Source organism: Flavobacterium sp. TR2 (genome assembly GCF_025252405.1).
Taxonomy (GTDB): Bacteria; Bacteroidota; Bacteroidia; order Flavobacteriales; family Flavobacteriaceae; genus Flavobacterium.
In genome coordinates, this window is the sequence record NZ_CP104307.1 from 4985276 (window position 1) to 5002297 (window position 17022).

A 17022-nucleotide genomic window follows, 5' to 3' on the forward strand; every position below is an offset into this window, starting at 1 on the left:
ATGACAACAATAACATCTTCAGTTCATTTTCAAGAAAGAAAATCGGCATTAGAAAACGAACATAAAACACTTATCGAGCAAAAAAACGAGCCGCAGGAAACTGTAGGAAACGGCATTTACGACCGATACAAAAATCCCGTTGTTACCGCTTCTCACATTCCGTTAAACTGGCGTTTTGATTTTAACGAAAAAACAAATCCGTTTTTACAGGAAAGAATCGGCATCAATGCAGCCTTCAACGCTGGAGCGATGAAATGGAACGGAAAATATCTTTTGGCTGTGCGTGTAGAAGGAATTGACAGGAAATCGTTTTTTGCCATTGCCGAAAGTCCAAACGGAATTGATAATTTCAAGTTTTGGGATAAACCTTGCGTGATTCCGCAGACTGAAGAACCTGACACCAATGTTTACGATATGCGTCTGGTTAATCACGAAGACGGATTTGTATACGGCATTTTCTGTACCGAAAGAAAAGATCCAAATGCCGCAAAAGGCGATACAAGCTCGGCTGTTGCCAATGCAGGAATTGTACGCTCTAAAGATTTAATAAACTGGGAAAGACTTCCTGATTTGATTTCGAATACAGGACAACAGCGCAATGTAGTTTTGCATCCAGAATTTGTAAACGGAAAATATGCTTTGTACACACGCCCGCAAGATGGTTTTATAGATGTTGGCTCTGGAGGAGGAATCGGTTTGGGTTATGTTGAAGACATGAAAAATCCCGTTGTTAAAGACGAGAAAATCATTTTTGGAAAACAATATCACACGATTTACGAATTGAAAAATGGTTTGGGTCCAGCTCCAATTAAAACTCCAAAAGGCTGGCTACATCTAGCGCACGGTGTCCGCAATACTGCCGCAGGATTACGCTATACATTGTATATGTTCATGACCGATTTGCATGATATTGCAAAAGTTACCCATGTTCCAGCCGGGCATTTTATGGGGCCAGAAGGAATTGAAAGAGTCGGCGATGTTTCTAATGTTTTATTTTCGAACGGATGGATTGAAGACGAAGACGGAACTGTGTATGTGTATTATGCTTCATCAGACACCAGAATGCACGTGGCTGTTTCAACCGTAGACAAACTGGTTGATTACGTGACTAATGCTCCTGCCGATACTTTTGTTTCTGCTGGCTCTGTACAGACTATCATCAATCAGATCGAAAAAAATAACGCAATTTAAAATACCGTGTCATTACAAAGAAAGCTTTTAAAATCGGAATTAACCGCAGAACTGAATTCTATTCTAAAATACTGGTCAGAACACACTTTTGATGACCAAAATGGAGGTTTTGTCGGTCAAATTGATTTTAATGATCAACTCATTGCCCATGCAGAAAAAGGTTCGGTTTTAAATGCCCGAATCCTTTGGACGTTTTCTGCCAGCTACAAAACCACAAAAAACGAAAACCACAAAAAACTGGCTGCCAGAGCATTTGAATTTCTTTCGGCTTATTTTTATGACACACAATTTGGAGGTCTTTTTTGGAGCATAAACGAGGATAAAACTCCAAAAGACACCAAAAATCAGATTTATGCTTTGGCCTTTGCGATTTATGGATTATCTGAATATTATAGCATTTCGAAAGAGGAAAAAGCTTTAGAAATAGCTAAAAATTTATATCAGAAAATTCAAGAACACAGCTACGATCCTGTAAACAAAGGCTATTTGGAAGCTTTTACCAGAGATTGGAATCCTATCGAAGATTTGCGTCTGAGCATAAAAGATGCCAACGAAAAGAAAACTATGAATACGCATCTTCATATTATTGAAGCCTATGCGAATTTGTATAAAGTCTGGAAAGACGAAAAATTGCTTGCCGCTATTATCGAATTATTAGAGACTATCGAAAAATATTTCATCAATGCCGAAACAGGCCATCTTCATTTGTTTTTTGATGAAAACTGGAAAGAAAAACCTGATGTTGTCTCGTACGGACATGACATTGAAGCAGCATGGCTTTTACAGCAATGCGCCGAAATTTCGGGAAATGAAACTTTGATTGCCCATTATAAAAAATATGCCATTCAGATGGCAGAGGCTACCAAAAAAGGTTTGGATTCTGATGGCGGTTTATGGTACGAATATGATCCTGAAAAGAATCATTTAATTCAAGAAAAGCATTGGTGGCCGCAAGCAGAAGCTTTAATCGGTTTTTACAATGCGTATCAATTGACAGGAAAAGAAGAATATCTGGACATTGTTTACAAAAACTGGAAATTCATTAAAAAACATATCATTGACCAGCAAAACGGCGAATGGTTTTGGGGAGTTTACAAAGATTATTCTGTAATGCAAAAAGACAAAGCCGGATTCTGGAAATGCCCCTATCACAACAGCCGCGCTTGTCTAGAACTTATAAATCGAATTGAAAATTAAAAAATCAAAACGTCTTACGCAACGTAAAGTCCTAGCCCCGATAGAAGCGATATCCTTTTATGGTGGGGTTCACCATAAAAGATAAAGCGGATAGCGGGATTAGCTCCTTAAAATATAAATTATGAAAAACAGATTTTTTAAAACACTTTCATTAGCCTTAATTTTTATTGCAATGGCTTGTCAGGCACAGGAAAAAATTACGGTAAAAGGGAACCAGTTTTACAAAGGCGGCAAACCTTACGCTTATATCGGAACCAATTATTGGTACGGAAGTATGCTGGCTTCTAAAAAAATAGGCGATCGAAAAAGGCTTTTGCGTGAACTGGATGTAATGAAGAAAAACGGAATTGATAATTTACGCATTCTAGTCGGAGCAGATGGCGGAAAATACGACTTCACGGTACGTCCAGCGCTTCAATACGAGCAGGGAAAATACGACGAAGATTTATTGGACGGATTGGATTTTCTGATTAGCGAAATGGGCAAACGCAATATGTACGCTGTTTTATATTTGACCAATAACTGGGAATGGTCGGGCGGAATGTCGCAATATTTGGAATGGAATGGTAAAGGCGCAATTCCGGTTCCGAATATTCCGCCCAATACTTGGCCGCAATTTATGTCGTATACAGAACAATTTCACAGCTGCGAGCCGTGCATGGAAGCTTTAAACAATCATGTGAAGTTTATTATCGGCAGAACAAACGCTTATTCTAAAAAGAAATACAACGAAGACAATACCATTATGTCGTGGCAGGTTGGGAACGAACCTAGGCTTTTTACAGTAGAAAATGAGGCAAAATTCACGAAATGGCTCAATAATATTGTAGATCTGATTGACAGTTTAGACAAGAATCATTTGGTTTCTACAGGTTCTGAAGGGAAAAACAGCTCGAACGACAGCATGGAAATCTTCGAGAGAACGCACCAAAATCCGAATATCGATTATTTGACGATGCATATCTGGCCTAAAAACTGGAATTGGTTTAAAGCTGATAATGCGGAAGCCACTATGCCAAAAACCATCGAAAACGCTGGCAAATATATTGATGACCATATTAAAGTAGCCAACAATCTAAAAAAACCGATTATTATTGAAGAATTTGGGCTTCCGAGAGAAAATGAAAATCTGAATTCAGGAGCTTCTTCTGTTTACAGAGATAAATTTTACAGTTATATTTTTGGAAGAGTTGCAGAAAGCGTTAAAAACAACGGACCGTTAAGAGCTGCAAATTTTTGGGGCTACGGAGGTGAAGGAAAAGCCGTTAATGAAACTGGGAAATGGAATCCAGGCGATCCTTTGACCACAGATCCGCCGCAAGAGCCGCAGGGTTTAAATTCTGTTTTTAATGGTGATAAATCGACATTAGAAATTGTAAAAGATTATAATTTGAAATTGAAAAAATAAATCATGATTTAGGAAACCTAACAGGTTTTAAAACCTGTTAGGTTTGACTATTACGCTAAAATCTTCTCAATCGCATTCAATTCATCATGCGAAAACTCAGTATTCTGCAAACAATCAATGTTATTGCACAATTGTTTTACAGAACTTGCCCCAATTAAAACAGAAGTAATTCGTTTGTCTTTTTGCAGCCAAGCCAAAGCCATTTGCGCCAAAGATTGGTTTCTATTCTGAGCAATTTCATTCAGCTGAATTAATTTCTGAATTCTTTCCTGCGTCACTTCATCTTCCCTCAAATGCCCGTTCGGATTGTGAGCGCGTGAGTTCTCAGGAATTCCATTTAAATATTTATCGGTCAAAAGCCCTTGTGCCAAAGGTGAAAATGCAATACATCCCACTCCTTTTTCTTCCAAAACATCCAATAAGCCATTTTCAACCCAACGCTCCAGCATTGAATATTTTGCCTGATGAATCAAGCAAGGCGTTCCTAATTGCTTTAAAACATCCACAGCAACGCGAGTCTGCTCTGCCGAATAATTGCTAATTCCAACATACAAAGCTTTTCCACTTCTAACAGCATGATCTAAAGCCATCATTGTTTCTTCAATCGGAGTTTCTGGATCTGGACGGTGCGAATAAAAAATATCCACATAATCTATACTCATCCGCTTCAAACTTTGGTCTAAACTTGAAAGCAGATATTTTCTCGAGCCCCAGTCACCATAAGGTCCTCTCCACATGGTATAGCCTGCCTTTGTAGAAATTACGATTTCATCGCGAAGATTTCCCTGAAAGTTATGCCATAATATTTTTCCAAAATTTTCTTCAGCCGAACCTGGAACAGGACCATAATTATTTGCCAAATCGAAGTGGGTAATTCCTTTATCAAAAGCCTCGATAGCGATACTTTCGGCATTTTCAAAATTATCGACCGAACCGAAATTGTGCCATAATCCTAAGGAAATTTCAGGAAGCAGTAAGCCGCTTCTTCCGCATCTGTTATATTTCATTATTTTACTTTATAAGTTGGAGATTTAATAGATTTTAAAAATACAAAAAACTCCCGCAGATTTTGCAGGTTTTAGAGATTAAAAAAATCCACTTGATCTGTAAAATCTACGAGAGAAATTAATTTCGAATTCTTTTTTTAAACTAAATCGTGCAGTTTTTTGAGTTTGAAAGAAAAATAAATATAAAAAATACCGCTTGCGATGAAAGCAAAAGCTGTCCAATATACTATCGAAAATCCCGCAAAAACAGGATTCCATAATAATAAAAATGAAAACAATAATCCCAAGACTCCTAATCCCAAAAGATTTTTCCAATCTGGCACAGAATAACTTTTTAAATTAAAAGCCATAAAAATAGCCATTACAGAACGAAACAAAATAGCCAATCCAACATATAGCGGCAAAAGTGTTATTGAAACTAACGGATTAGCAATTAATACTATTCCAACACCTAAACCTATAATTCCAGATATCAGTGTCCAGCCCCAATTGTCTATTTTTTTTCTGTTTGAAAGTGCAAAAATAATTTCAAAAATTCCGCTGACCAGAAACGACACACTAAACAAAAATGCCAATGTTAAATATGCTTTTACAGGTGTGGCAAAAGACCAAAATCCGATGATTACAAAAAGTATTCCCACTAATAACGGAATGTACCAATAATCAATTGCTGCTTTCACTTTTTTAAATAAAGAATGTTCCATAATACTATTTTAAAATCTTGCCTACTCTATAAAGTTTTCAGCTTACCTTAATTGCCAATAAAAAATATTTAACCGGCTGTCTATCAAAGATAAGACAAAAGCGTAGACCAAAACACTTTTCTAATAATAAAATACTGACATTTAAACACTTAAGCATTATAACAAATAGCATCCAGCTTTAACTGAATGAAAATGTAACCCCCTTTCCCTTATTTCAAATCTTATTCCCCTAGCTAAAGCTAGGGGCTATTAAAACAACTTAGGAAGCTCAACCAGTTTTAAAAATCTATCGGGTTTGCTCAAAAACTTTAAACCTTTGTTACTTTGCCCCTTTATCCCTCAAAAGCAAAAAGAAGTTGCAACAATTAGAAATCTAATTCATTTTTTATTTTGTAAATTTGTTTAAACTCTAAAACATATGAATACTAACTGGCAAAATTTAATTTCAATAAATCCTGATATCAGATTTGGCAAACCTGTAATAACGGGAACTAGGATTTGTATTTCAGATATTCTTTCATGGCTATCAACAGGGATGTCATTCGAAGAAATTATTGAAGATTTTCCTGAATTAACTAAAGAGCATATTCTTGCAGCATTAGCTTTTGCGGCCAATAGAGAAAATATTACCAAAATAGTGGCAGCATAATGAAACTGCTTTTAGACGCCAATATTTCTTGGAGGATAACTAAACTCATTGAAAGTAGTTTTCCTGCTTGTTTTCATTCTAAAGATATTCCAGTAAATCAACCCGCCAAAGATTTAGAAATTTGGGAGTATGCTAGAAAAAACAATTTTACCATACTTACGCATGATGATGATTTTGAAAAATTACTTCTTTTAAAAGGTGTTCCTCCTAAAGTGATTATTCTGAAGACTTTCAATAAAAACACTAAAGAACTTTCAGAACTATTAATATCAAAAAAAGAGACTATCCAATCATTTATTCAAAACGAAGAATTAATGATTTTAGAAATTTACTAAAAAGCGTTCTATAATATCGTAAAGCTGCAGTCCCAAGGCTTCGGGAGCAAAATATAAACACAATCAAAAAGGCTTCAGCCAAAACTGCAAAGTTTGGCTAAAGCCCTTTCCCTTATTCAAATCTTATTCCCCTAGCTGAAGCTAGAGGCTATTCAAAAATCCTTATTCGCAATAGCTATCAAATTTGTGAGATAAAAAAACTTAGTGCCTTAGCGCCTTCGTGGCAAAACCTTTTACTCTTTAATTTCAAAACCACTCTGCAAACCTTTATCAGAGCTTCCTCCAACCATGATTTTAAAAGTTCCAGGTTCTACAAGATATTTTCCTTCGTTGTTATAAAAACCAAGTTCCTTATCTGTCAAAGTAAAGTTTACCGTTTTAGTTTCCCCCTTTTTAAGATTAACCAATTCAAAACCTTTCAATTGTTTAATCGGGCGCACAATGCTTGCGTATTCGTCATGAAGGTACAGCTGCACCACTTCCTTTCCGTCATAATTTCCAGAATTCGTAACCTCAACGCTCACCTGAACATTTTCACCTTTAGCAAAAGACGTTTTGTTAATCTTAAGATTTTTATAATCAAAAGTCGTATAACTCAAGCCAAAACCAAACGGAAACTGAGGCGTTTTCTCCACATCCATATAATGCGACCAGAAAACATTTTTATCGCTGTCAATTGGTCTTCCTGTGCTGTATTTGTTGTAATAAATTGGCACCTGACCAACATTTCTCGGAAACGACATCGGCAATTTTCCGCTCGGATTATAATCTCCGTACAAAACCTGAGCGATAGCATTTCCGGCCTGCGTTCCCAAATGCCAAGCCTCTACAATTGCCGGTACATTTTCTGCCGCCCAAGGAATACTCAACGGACGGCCATTATTTAAAACCAAAACTACATTTGGATTTGCTTTATAGATTTCTTCTAACAATTCCTGCTGCAAACCTGGCAAGTTAAGATCAGTTCGGCTTCTTCCTTCACCGCTTTGGAAACCGTACTCACCCAAAACCATTACTACCACATCAGCATTTTTCGCCGCTTTTTTCGCTGCTTCAAATCCGCTTTTATCTGTCGTATTGAAAATGGTTTCGGTTAAGAAAGTCGCTTTTTGTTTCAATAAATCAGCACCTTTTTCAAAAACCAGCTGATTGCCTTTATACTGCTGCATTCCTTCTAAAACTGAAACCGCAGTGTCATCTGAAGCTGCAATTCTCCAGCTTCCCAACGGACTATTTTTATCGTTTGCCAAAGCACCAATTAAAGCAATCTTTTGACCAGATTTCTTTAGCGGAAGCAGATTATTTTCGTTCTTCAATAAAACGATCGATTTCCTTGCCATATCCAAAACGCCATCATTATTGGCCTTGCTTCCAACCACTTCTTTTTCGCGTTTTTCATCGCAATATCTGTACGGATCATCAAATAATCCCAATTCAAATTTCACACGAAGAATTCTGCGAACGGCATCATCAACCAGAGATTCTTTTACTTTTCCAGACTTTACCAAATCAACTAGTTTTGCCACGTACAAATACGATTCCATATCCATATCAGAACCTGCAATCACCGCTTTTGCCGTTGCATCGGCTTCGTCTTTTGCATAGCCGTGCGCGATCATCTCGCGGATCGAAGCATAATCAGAAATCACAAATCCGTCAAACTTCCATTTTCCTTTTAAAATATCTCTCTGCAAAAAGGCATTTCCAGTTGCTGGAACACCATTCAAAGTATTAAACGAATTCATAAACGTGCGAACTCCAGCCTCAACTGTTGCTTCAAAAGGAGGCAAAACCGAATTGTACAATTTAGAATTGCTGATATCTACAATATTATATTCCAAACCCGCTTCAACATAACCGTAAGCCGCAAAATGTTTCGCACAAGCCGCGATCGTATTTACCTTGGATAAATCGGCAATTGTTTCTCCTTGAAAGCCTTTTACCCGTGCATACCCCACTTTGCTTCCCAAATACGGATCTTCTCCCGCGCCTTCCATCACGCGTCCCCAACGGGCGTCATTTGCCACATCGACATTTGGTCCGAAAGTCCAATTGATTCCAGATGCCGAAGCTTCATCTGCCGCTATCGCCGCCGATTTTTTAATCGCTTCCAAGTCCCAGCTTGCCGCTTCTGCCAACGGAATCGGGCTTAACGTTTTGTAGCCGTGTATTACATCAAAACCAATAATCAGCGGAATTCCCAATCTTGTTTCTTCAACTGCAATTTTCTGAACCGCACGAACTTCTTTCACGCCGCGCACCGTCAGCATCGACCCAACCAATCCTTTTCTTAAATGTTCGTATTTCAATTCGGCTGTTCCTCCTTTTGGCGCCGGTCCCGTAACATCCCAAAAACCATTATATTGATTCATCTGCCCCACTTTTTCCTCCAGCGTCATTAATGGCAAAAGCAGATCTATACGCTGCTCAACAGTCTTATTCTTATCCAGATACGGCTTTTTTTGTGCATTCATACTTCCAACAGTAAACAGAGCAAAAACTCCAATAATTAGTATTCTTTTATTTTTCATAGTGTGGTTTAGTTAGTTTTTTTTTAGCTTCTAAGGCACTAAGATGCTGAGATTCTAAGTCCTTTTTGGGGCGTGTCCCTCCGGGTCGGGCTATCCGTTTCAAGTCCTCGCACTTCCTTCGTCAGGCTCTGGGCTTTCCACTTCTATCCCTCACGCAAATCGTTTTCAAAAGAGTATTTTTGGTTATCTTGCCATTGTGAGGAACGAAGGATGACAAACTTTGTGTTTCACTTTGCAAAGCTTCGACTTCGCTCAGCCTGACAAAAAATGCGAAAGATCTAAAATCTAAAATCTAAAATCTAAAATCTTTCTTCTTTCTTCTTTATAGACTCACTCAGAAACAAAACAAGAAGCAGGCAAATTGGCTTTATTAAACAAATCCGATTGCGTTGTGTTTCCCCATGCAAATCTCACTTTTGCTGGAGAAGCCACTTTTTTACTTGTCAAAACCACTTCGTTATTTTTAATTGAAGCTTCAGCTGGATAGAAAACCCCATCTGCTCCCGCAACTTCAAACTGATTCGACTTTTTATCTTTAAAATATAATCCGTCTCCGTAGTCAAAAGAAACCGTTACTGTGTTTTTGTCCGTTTTCATGCTTTTGAAAAGCGGACTATTAACCAAACTAAAATTTAGTCCCGAAGCCTCGGGATAGGTTTCAGCCAAAGCTAAATTAGCCAGACGAATTCCAACCGACTTTTTATTCTTTGGATGAATATCAATAGTGTCCGAAATATCACTGATTACCACCATTCCCGTTTTTGATACTTCTTTCAGCAGTTTTCTTTGTGAATCTCTAAGCATCACATTCGAAAAATTATTGCTTCCTGATTTAAACGGCGCAATTTGAACATAATAAAACGGAAATTCGTCTTTCCATTCTTTTCTCCAAGATGTAATTAGCGCTCCCAAAGTTTTATCATAAACCAGCGATCCAACGTTAGACTCTCCTTGATACCAAAGCGTTCCTGCAATTTTAAATCCAATTATTGAGTAAATCATGGCGTTGTAAGCTCTTCCAGGCTGTCTTGGTCCGTATTCCTGTTCGTTCAATTTTTTGGCGTTTTCCAATAAAACAGGATCATTATTGACCACTTCTGCCGACATCCAGATTTCAGCAGGAGTTCCTCCCCAGTTTGAAGAAATCAATCCGATGGGAACATTTTTTAACTCTTCGCGAAGGCGCTTCGCAAAAAAGTAGCCGACAGCACTGAAATATTTCATCGTTTCAGGAGTCGATTCTGTCCAATTTCCCAATAAATTATTCTGTGGATTTTCAGCTGTCAGTTTTGGAACTGTAAAAAATCGAATGTTTGGGTTAGCCGCATTTTTAGCCTCCTCTTCTCCATCATCAATTCCCCAACTTGCCGACATTTCCATATTCGACTGTCCAGCACAAAGCCAGACCTCGCCAATTAAAATGTTTTTTAGGATAACTTCGTTATAGCCTTTTATCGAAATAGTAAAAGGTCCGCCCGCTTCTGGAGTTTTAATCGTAATTTCCCACTTTGCCTGATTATTGGCAACGGTTTTATACTCCTGATTATTCCAGCCCGCAATTAGTTTAATTTCTTCTTTTGGATTGGCCCAGCCCCAAATTTTCACTTCAGCATTGCGCTGTAAAACCATATTATCACTAAAAATATTCGGAAGCGAAACATTTGCCATCATAGTACTGGAAATCAATAGAAAGAAAACAAACTTAAATATATTATTTTTCATTTAGCAATTTCTTTAAAAATGGACCATATTCATCTGCCAAAACCTTATGATCTGCCACATCAGGATGACCAGAGCATCCGTTTGGAGTCATAGGCTTGAATTTGAAAATCTGAATCGGTTTATGTGCTTTATCATTCGCGAAAGCGCTTTTGACTTTATTCAGACAATCTTCAAAAACAACTCCTCTATCTCCGCCAACCATTGGGCTATTGGTAATGACAATCTGCACCTTAGGGTTGTGCTCGTAAAGCATCTTTATGAAAGTGATGTAATTTGAAACATATTTTTGGGCATTAAAAGGCAGACGTTCCTTTTTGCCGTCTCCGCCAGAAAAGTCATTTGTGCCTAAAGCAATGCTGATAATATCAGGCTGAAAAGCTAAATCGTATTTCGGTTTTGCAGCATCTTTTGTCAGATATAAATTTTGATAAACGTCTGGCATTATCGCTTCGTCTTTATGCTCGTCATTCCAATTTCTATACATTCCGATTCCCGAAACACAGCTCATTAAATAATCGGCTTCAATTGCTCTCGAAAGCGTTGGACCGTAAGCATAATAGCCATTATGATGATCCATATATTCTCCTTTATTACAAGGAACATCTGTCGGATCACTAGCTGCGCCACACGTAATTGAATCACCAATGAACTCTATTTTCTTTTTCTTTTTAAATGAAATCGGAGCCAGTTTTGCTGTTGTTCCTGCAAACAAAATATTGCCGCTTTGCGCTTCTGTATTTTTGTAGATTTCTAATCGATGTTCTTTTTGACTTGAAGTAATTTTGATTGGAAATGACTGAATTGGTCCTTTTTCAATCCTGATCTTTCCAATATATTTTCCATCCAAAACCAGCTGAACATAATTATGATGCTCGTAAGAATCAACGCTTTGTAGCGATATCGAACATTCATTTCCAATAAAATTAAAAGAAACTGAAGAAGCTGTGCCAATTAAAACGACTTGGTCTTTTTGAAGCTGATCGACTCTGCCTTGATATAAAAAAGTTTTATTGGAATTTTGAGTTTGAGCATTCGAAAAAGCCGAAATCAGCAAAAAAGAAATTAAAACAGTGATTTTTTTAGAAAACATAATTTATTTGTTAAAATATAAATACGATTCACAAATATATTGGAAAGAAATTATCCAAAAAGATACTAAAATGTCAAAAAGCAATAAAAAAACACCACATAAACACATCAATTTTATGTTTCGTAACGTTATTTCTTACAAGCGAAGCAAATCGTTTTCTTTTTGAAATGCTTAATTTGCAGCTTTTCTTTATCAACCGAATACTTTTATTTTACAAAATGAGACTACGTTTTTTTATTTTTCTATCAGCCTTCATCGTGTTTTCTTCTTTTAATTTAAAAAAGGATGAAAAGAAAATTCTTGTGCCAAATCCTAAAATCCAAACTGAAATCAATCGTGATTCTATTATTTCCTTTGCAAAAAAACATTTAGGGATTCCGTATGTGTATGCCAGCAGCAATCCGCAAAAAGGTTTTGACTGCTCGGGTTTTGTGAGTTATGTTTTTAAAAATTTCGGAATGACACTGCCAAGAAGTTCTGGCGGCTATAAAAATATAGGCAAAACTCTAAAACCAGAAGAATTTAAGGTGGGAGATATTTTGGTTTTTTACGGATATAAAAACCGAAATGTGGTCGGTCACGTAGGCATAATTTGTGAAGCCAACGGAATGCAGTCCAAATTTATTCATGCCTCTTCAGGAAAAGCACAGCAAGTAACTATAACAGCGCTTGATACAGAACATTATACCAGACGTTTTTATAAATGTGTTGATGTTTTGTCTAAATAGTTTTTTCGTTACAAATTATTTTTTTGCCACGAATTACACGAATTTTCGCTAATTAAAATTGGTGGAAATTCGTGTAATTCGTGACAACCTTCACCCGTTATTCTTCAGTCAATAATTTGATAAGACTTTCATCTCTTCCATAAATATCTTTGTAGAAATTTAGATTGCCTTCGCGGTCAACCCAAGCGGTGAAATAGCCAATATAAACTGGAACTTTTTTCTTAAGCGTATACCAGCTTTCTTTTCCGGCGTGCATCGCTTTATCAATTCTTTCGGGATTCCATTGCGGATCGACTTTTAATAATTCAATTGCCAATTCTCTTGGCTTTGCTACACGCACGCAACCGTGGCTAAAAGCTCTGCTCTCTCTTTCGAACAAACTTTTTGATGGCGTATCGTGAAGATAAATATTGCTTGAATTTGGAAATAAAAATTTCACCAAACCAAGCGAGTTATTTTTACCTGGAAGCTGACGCACTGCACCATTGTTCCATTCCAGATTTTTCTTTTGCAAATAATTTTTATCTCTAGCCATTCCAGGTTTTATCTCCGATTTGATAATGCTTGGCGGCACGTTCCAATACGGACTGAAAACAATATTGCTCATCATTCCGCTGAAAATAACTGTTTTTGTCATGGCTCTTCCCACAACAACTGGCGATACAAAAGAAATTTTACCATCTTCAACTATATACAGCTTGAATTCTGGAATATTGACTTCAATATACTTCTGGCCTTTTTCCAATTCGGGATCTATCCATCGGCAGCGCTCCATATTGGCAATAATCGTTTTGATTCGCTCAGCAACCGGAATATTCAGGTCATTTATATGTTCTAACAGAATAACATTCTTTGGAGCATAGCCATGATGCAATTCGTAGTTTTTCATGGCTTTCATCAAAACCGTATCGCAAACTGCGCTTTTGGTATCTTCTTTTAAATCTTTGATTACAAAAAGCCTTTCTCTAATTTGTGCAACAATATTTGAAGAATCGCCAACTTTTAAAGCTTTATAATCTTCACCCGTTTCGATAGTTTTCCATCCGCCTTTTTTCTCAATTTCTCTGTATTCTTTAAGCGCATCGCGAAGTTTGTAATACTGGCTGAACATCTTTTTTTTCTTATCATCCAAAATGGTTGATTTTTTAAAGATCGAATCAGAAAGGACTTGATAGTTCAGCTTTTTTCGAGGCAAAAGCCATTCTAAAGAAATACTGGTTTTTTCGTCAAAACCTGCGTATACTTTTTCGGCATAATAGTAATACAAATTGGAAAGCAGTAAGTCGGTATCTTCTTTAGATAATTTTTTGGTCGGGTTATTTTCGAAAACCGAATTTAGTTCTTCTTTATAAGGATAGTTAGCTTTTAATCCTTCCTGATCTAAATTCTTGTATTGATTAAATAAGGTATTTCCAAATTCAATCACGCCTTTATTGTCCTGCCACAATTGGGTAGATTTATTTTTCTGATACAAAGAAATTACATCTGCTTTAAATTTTTCCAGTTTTGGGTAACTTTCATAAAACTTTGCGATACGAACTGTGTCGATGGTCAGTTTTAATTCTGGAATTTTTTCAACTTTCTTTATCGAGTTCTCCTCTTTTTTATCAGCTTTCGAATTACACGAAGAAACAATCAAAAAAACAATAGCAACAATAGGCACATACCAAATTTTCATAACTCAAAATTTTTGATTAAAAGTAGAAAAAAATCTATTAAAACAAAGGACTCAGCAATAAATCTTAAGCCTTATTTTTTTGATGTCTAAGCGGTTAATAAAATAAAAAGCTCCAAACAATTTACTTGTCTGGAGCTTTTGCCATATAACCAACCTATTAAAATTCTATTAAATAACTGTGCCTTTTAAAGTAAGTACTTTTGGCGTTGTTTCTGCGCTAGTTGTAACCGTTACTGTTTTTGTAAAAGCGCCTTTGTTTGCAGCATTGTATGTTGCCGTAACTTTTCCAGATTTACCAGCCTGAATTGGCTCTTTTGTATAATCTGTTGCTGTACAGCCGCAAGATCCTTGCACGTTTGTAATGACTACAGCTGTTTTTCCTGTATTTTTAAATTCGTAAACAATTGCTTTTGGAGTTCCCTGCGGGATCTGTCCAACATCAATAGTTTCTGCTTTCCAAGCTATTGTAGAAGCTGCCGTTACTGAAGCTTCGGTTTCTGAGACTAAAGATTGTACTTGAGCAATTGCTGAAAAAGACATTAGGCCTAAAGCCAAAGCTAACATCGAAATTTTGATCATTTTCATAACTGATATATTTAAAATGGTTTATAGTTCATTTTGATATTACAAAGGTAATTCAGACAAATTCAAGTCGCTGTTAACTGGTTTCAAACGTTTGTTAATGACTTGTTAACCGCCCGTTTTTAGGCTAAAATTGATTAATATTACACTCTCAAAATTCTTTATTCTTGAAAATTAATAAACTCAACAGCATCATTCTCTTAGGATTAGTCGCTATCATCAGTATTTTGGTGGCACAATTGCTATGGACAAAAGAGGCTTTTACAATCGAACAAAAAAAACTGAGCCAGAAAGCGCATATCGCCTTGCTTGAAGTGGCTAAAAAACTATACGAAGGAACCAATCACGAACTGCCGGTACAAAATCCGGTTCAGAAAATTGCAAATGACTATTATATTGTAAATGTCGATAACGAATTTGAGCCTGATATTCTAGAATTCTATCTCAAAACGGAATTCAAAAAGGTGAATATCACCACCGATTTTGAGTATGCGATGTATAATTGCCAAAGCGACGAAATGATTTATGGAGATTATATTTCGCTTTATAAGAAAAAAGCGGAATGCAAAAAGACCGTTTATTTTCCGAAGCATAAAAATCTGGTTTATTATTTTGCCGTGCGTTTTCCAAACGAGACGACTTATCTTTTCAGTTCGATGCGTTTTTGGTTTATTCTTTCAACTGCACTAATTCTCATTCTGCTTATTTATGTGTACTCGATTTTTACTCTTTTACAGCATAAAAAATATTCAGAACTGCAGCGCGATTTTATCAATAATATGACGCACGAATTTAAAACGCCGCTGGCCTCTATTCTGATTGCTTCAAAATATCTTATTGAGCAAAAGCCAATTAAAGAAGACAAAAAATTGTATACGTATACCGATATTATTATCAATCAGGGCAATAAATTGAATGGCCATATCGAAAAGATTCTGAATGTCGCAAAGGCCGATTATGCTCCTTTAGAACTTAAAAAAGAAAACATTTTAATTGTTCCGATTATTGAAGAAGCAATTGAAAACATTAAATTAAAATATCCTGAAGCTTCTATTGCAATTGAAACAGTTTCTAGAGAATATTTACTCGAAACAGATACTTTTCATTTTGCTAATCTAGTGTACAATCTGTTGGATAATGCAATGAAATACTGCAATGAAAAGCCAGAAGTTACGATAAAAATCATCGAAAATAATAACTGTTTAAAACTGGAATTTATTGATAATGGAATTGGAATTAATCCTAAAAAAATATCTTTTATCTTTGATAAGTTTTACCGAGTGCAGAACGAAAAAAGTAACGAAGTCAACGGGTTTGGACTTGGTTTATATTATGTAAAAGAAATCTGCAGTCTGCAAAACTGGAAAATCAAAGCCGAAAACAATCAAGAAAAAGGCATTACTATAACTTTATCAATTCCTTACAAAAAATGAGAAACTTCAAAATACTATATGCCGAAGACGATGAAACCTTAGCGTTTTTAACCAAAGATAATTTGGAGCAGAACAATTATGAAGTGATTCATTGTCCTGATGGAAAATCGGCTCTGAAAATTTTTGAGGAAGAAGAATTTGACATTTGCATTTTTGATATTATGATGCCCAAAATGGATGGTTTTGAACTTGCCGAAGCCGTTCGAAAAATAGACCTTGATGTTCCGATTATTTTCCTTTCGGCCAAAACATTAAAAGAAGACCGCATTAAGGGACTGCGCTTAGGTGCCGATGATTATTTGGTAAAGCCTTTCAGCATTGAGGAATTGCTTTTGAAAATTGAAATTTTCTTAAAACGTTCGCAAAAAAATATTCCAGCTGCCAAAACGATTTATGAAGTTGGCAAATATCAATTCGACACTAAAAACTTCATTCTTTTTAATGATGAGGAAAAAGTCGGTTTAACGCAGCGTGAAGCCGAATTGTTAAAACTTTTTCTAGACCATAAAAATTCTGTTTTGAAGAGAGAACAAATTTTAACCTCGCTATGGGGAACAGACGACTATTTTATGGGTAGAAGTTTAGACGTTTTTATTTCGCGTCTTCGCAAAATCTTAGCAAACGAGCAAGGCATTTCGATAGAAAACCTGCACGGAATTGGGTTTAGGTTTTCTATTGGGTAAAGCATTCCTGAGTTTTATACACGTACAGTTTGTCATTCCGACGGAGGAGGAATCTCCGCGGCAATATTCCACAAAGTTTTTCCA

The 17022-nt window shown here is 36.4% G+C and carries 15 protein-coding genes; 8 read left to right on the plus strand and 7 right to left on the minus strand.

The window, feature by feature from the left end; translation table 11 throughout:
- From N4T20_RS21205 to N4T20_RS21215, 3 genes are all read left to right on the plus strand, one after another.
- Positions 1 to 1191, plus strand: a complete 1191-nt coding sequence (locus N4T20_RS21205; protein ID WP_260671050.1) for a glycosidase — start codon at positions 1 to 3, stop codon at positions 1189 to 1191.
- 6 nt (positions 1192 to 1197) lie between these two features.
- Positions 1198 to 2388, plus strand: a complete 1191-nt coding sequence (locus N4T20_RS21210; protein ID WP_260671051.1) for an AGE family epimerase/isomerase — start codon at positions 1198 to 1200, stop codon at positions 2386 to 2388.
- 121 nt (positions 2389 to 2509) lie between these two features.
- The gene (locus tag N4T20_RS21215) at positions 2510 to 3796 is read left to right on the plus strand and encodes a glycoside hydrolase 5 family protein (protein WP_260671052.1); all 1287 of its coding nucleotides are present in this window, start codon (positions 2510 to 2512) and stop codon (positions 3794 to 3796) included.
- Between the two features lie 50 nt (positions 3797 to 3846).
- Here N4T20_RS21215 and mgrA read toward each other — a convergent pair whose 3' ends face one another.
- The gene (gene mgrA, locus N4T20_RS21220) at positions 3847 to 4803 is read right to left on the minus strand and encodes an L-glyceraldehyde 3-phosphate reductase (RefSeq protein ID WP_260671053.1); all 957 of its coding nucleotides are present in this window, start codon (positions 4801 to 4803) and stop codon (positions 3847 to 3849) included.
- Between the two features lie 137 nt (positions 4804 to 4940).
- On the minus strand, positions 4941 to 5507 hold the full coding sequence (locus N4T20_RS21225; protein WP_260671054.1) for an HdeD family acid-resistance protein: 567 nt from the start codon (positions 5505 to 5507) through the stop codon (positions 4941 to 4943).
- A 418-nt stretch (positions 5508 to 5925) separates the two neighbouring features.
- Between N4T20_RS21225 and N4T20_RS21230 the strand changes: the two genes are divergently transcribed.
- Positions 5926 to 6156, plus strand: a complete 231-nt coding sequence (locus N4T20_RS21230; RefSeq protein ID WP_260671055.1) for a DUF433 domain-containing protein — start codon at positions 5926 to 5928, stop codon at positions 6154 to 6156.
- Positions 6156 to 6491 (plus strand): DUF5615 family PIN-like protein, encoded by a 336-nt coding sequence (locus tag N4T20_RS21235; protein ID WP_260671056.1) that lies wholly within the window; start codon positions 6156 to 6158, stop codon positions 6489 to 6491. The genes N4T20_RS21230 and N4T20_RS21235 overlap by 1 nt, the downstream gene beginning before the upstream one ends.
- Before the next feature lie 233 nt (positions 6492 to 6724).
- On the opposite strand, the gene bglX is transcribed toward N4T20_RS21235, so the two are convergent.
- The 3 genes from bglX to N4T20_RS21250 form a co-directional block, all read right to left on the minus strand.
- Complete coding sequence (gene bglX, locus N4T20_RS21240) at positions 6725 to 9022, minus strand: beta-glucosidase BglX (protein WP_260671057.1); 2298 nt, start codon at positions 9020 to 9022, stop codon at positions 6725 to 6727.
- 330 nt (positions 9023 to 9352) lie between these two features.
- A complete protein-coding gene (locus N4T20_RS21245; protein ID WP_260671058.1) occupies positions 9353 to 10744 on the minus strand; it encodes a sialate O-acetylesterase in 1392 nt (463 codons plus the stop codon).
- Positions 10734 to 11834 (minus strand): SGNH/GDSL hydrolase family protein, encoded by a 1101-nt coding sequence (locus tag N4T20_RS21250; RefSeq protein WP_260671059.1) that lies wholly within the window; start codon positions 11832 to 11834, stop codon positions 10734 to 10736. Before N4T20_RS21250 ends, N4T20_RS21245 begins: the two co-directional genes overlap by 11 nt.
- A 302-nt stretch (positions 11835 to 12136) precedes the next feature.
- Here N4T20_RS21250 and N4T20_RS21255 point away from each other — a divergent pair, with 302 nt between their 5' ends.
- Positions 12137 to 12562, plus strand: a complete 426-nt coding sequence (locus tag N4T20_RS21255) for a C40 family peptidase (protein ID WP_260671060.1) — start codon at positions 12137 to 12139, stop codon at positions 12560 to 12562.
- A 97-nt stretch (positions 12563 to 12659) separates the two neighbouring features.
- Here the strand turns inward: N4T20_RS21255 and N4T20_RS21260 are convergent, their stop codons facing one another.
- On the minus strand, positions 12660 to 14240 hold the full coding sequence (locus N4T20_RS21260; protein ID WP_260671061.1) for a murein L,D-transpeptidase: 1581 nt from the start codon (positions 14238 to 14240) through the stop codon (positions 12660 to 12662).
- 168 nt (positions 14241 to 14408) lie between these two features.
- A complete protein-coding gene (locus N4T20_RS21265; RefSeq protein ID WP_260671062.1) occupies positions 14409 to 14825 on the minus strand; it encodes a DUF1573 domain-containing protein in 417 nt (138 codons plus the stop codon).
- A gap of 164 nt (positions 14826 to 14989) precedes the next feature.
- On the opposite strand from N4T20_RS21265, the gene N4T20_RS21270 reads away from it, so the two are divergent.
- Both N4T20_RS21270 and N4T20_RS21275 read left to right on the plus strand, forming a co-directional pair.
- Positions 14990 to 16255 (plus strand): sensor histidine kinase KdpD, encoded by a 1266-nt coding sequence (locus N4T20_RS21270; protein ID WP_260671063.1) that lies wholly within the window; start codon positions 14990 to 14992, stop codon positions 16253 to 16255.
- The gene (locus N4T20_RS21275) at positions 16252 to 16938 is read left to right on the plus strand and encodes a response regulator transcription factor (RefSeq protein ID WP_260671064.1); all 687 of its coding nucleotides are present in this window, start codon (positions 16252 to 16254) and stop codon (positions 16936 to 16938) included. Before N4T20_RS21270 ends, N4T20_RS21275 begins: the two co-directional genes overlap by 4 nt.
- Positions 16939 to 17022: the final 84 nt, after the last annotated feature.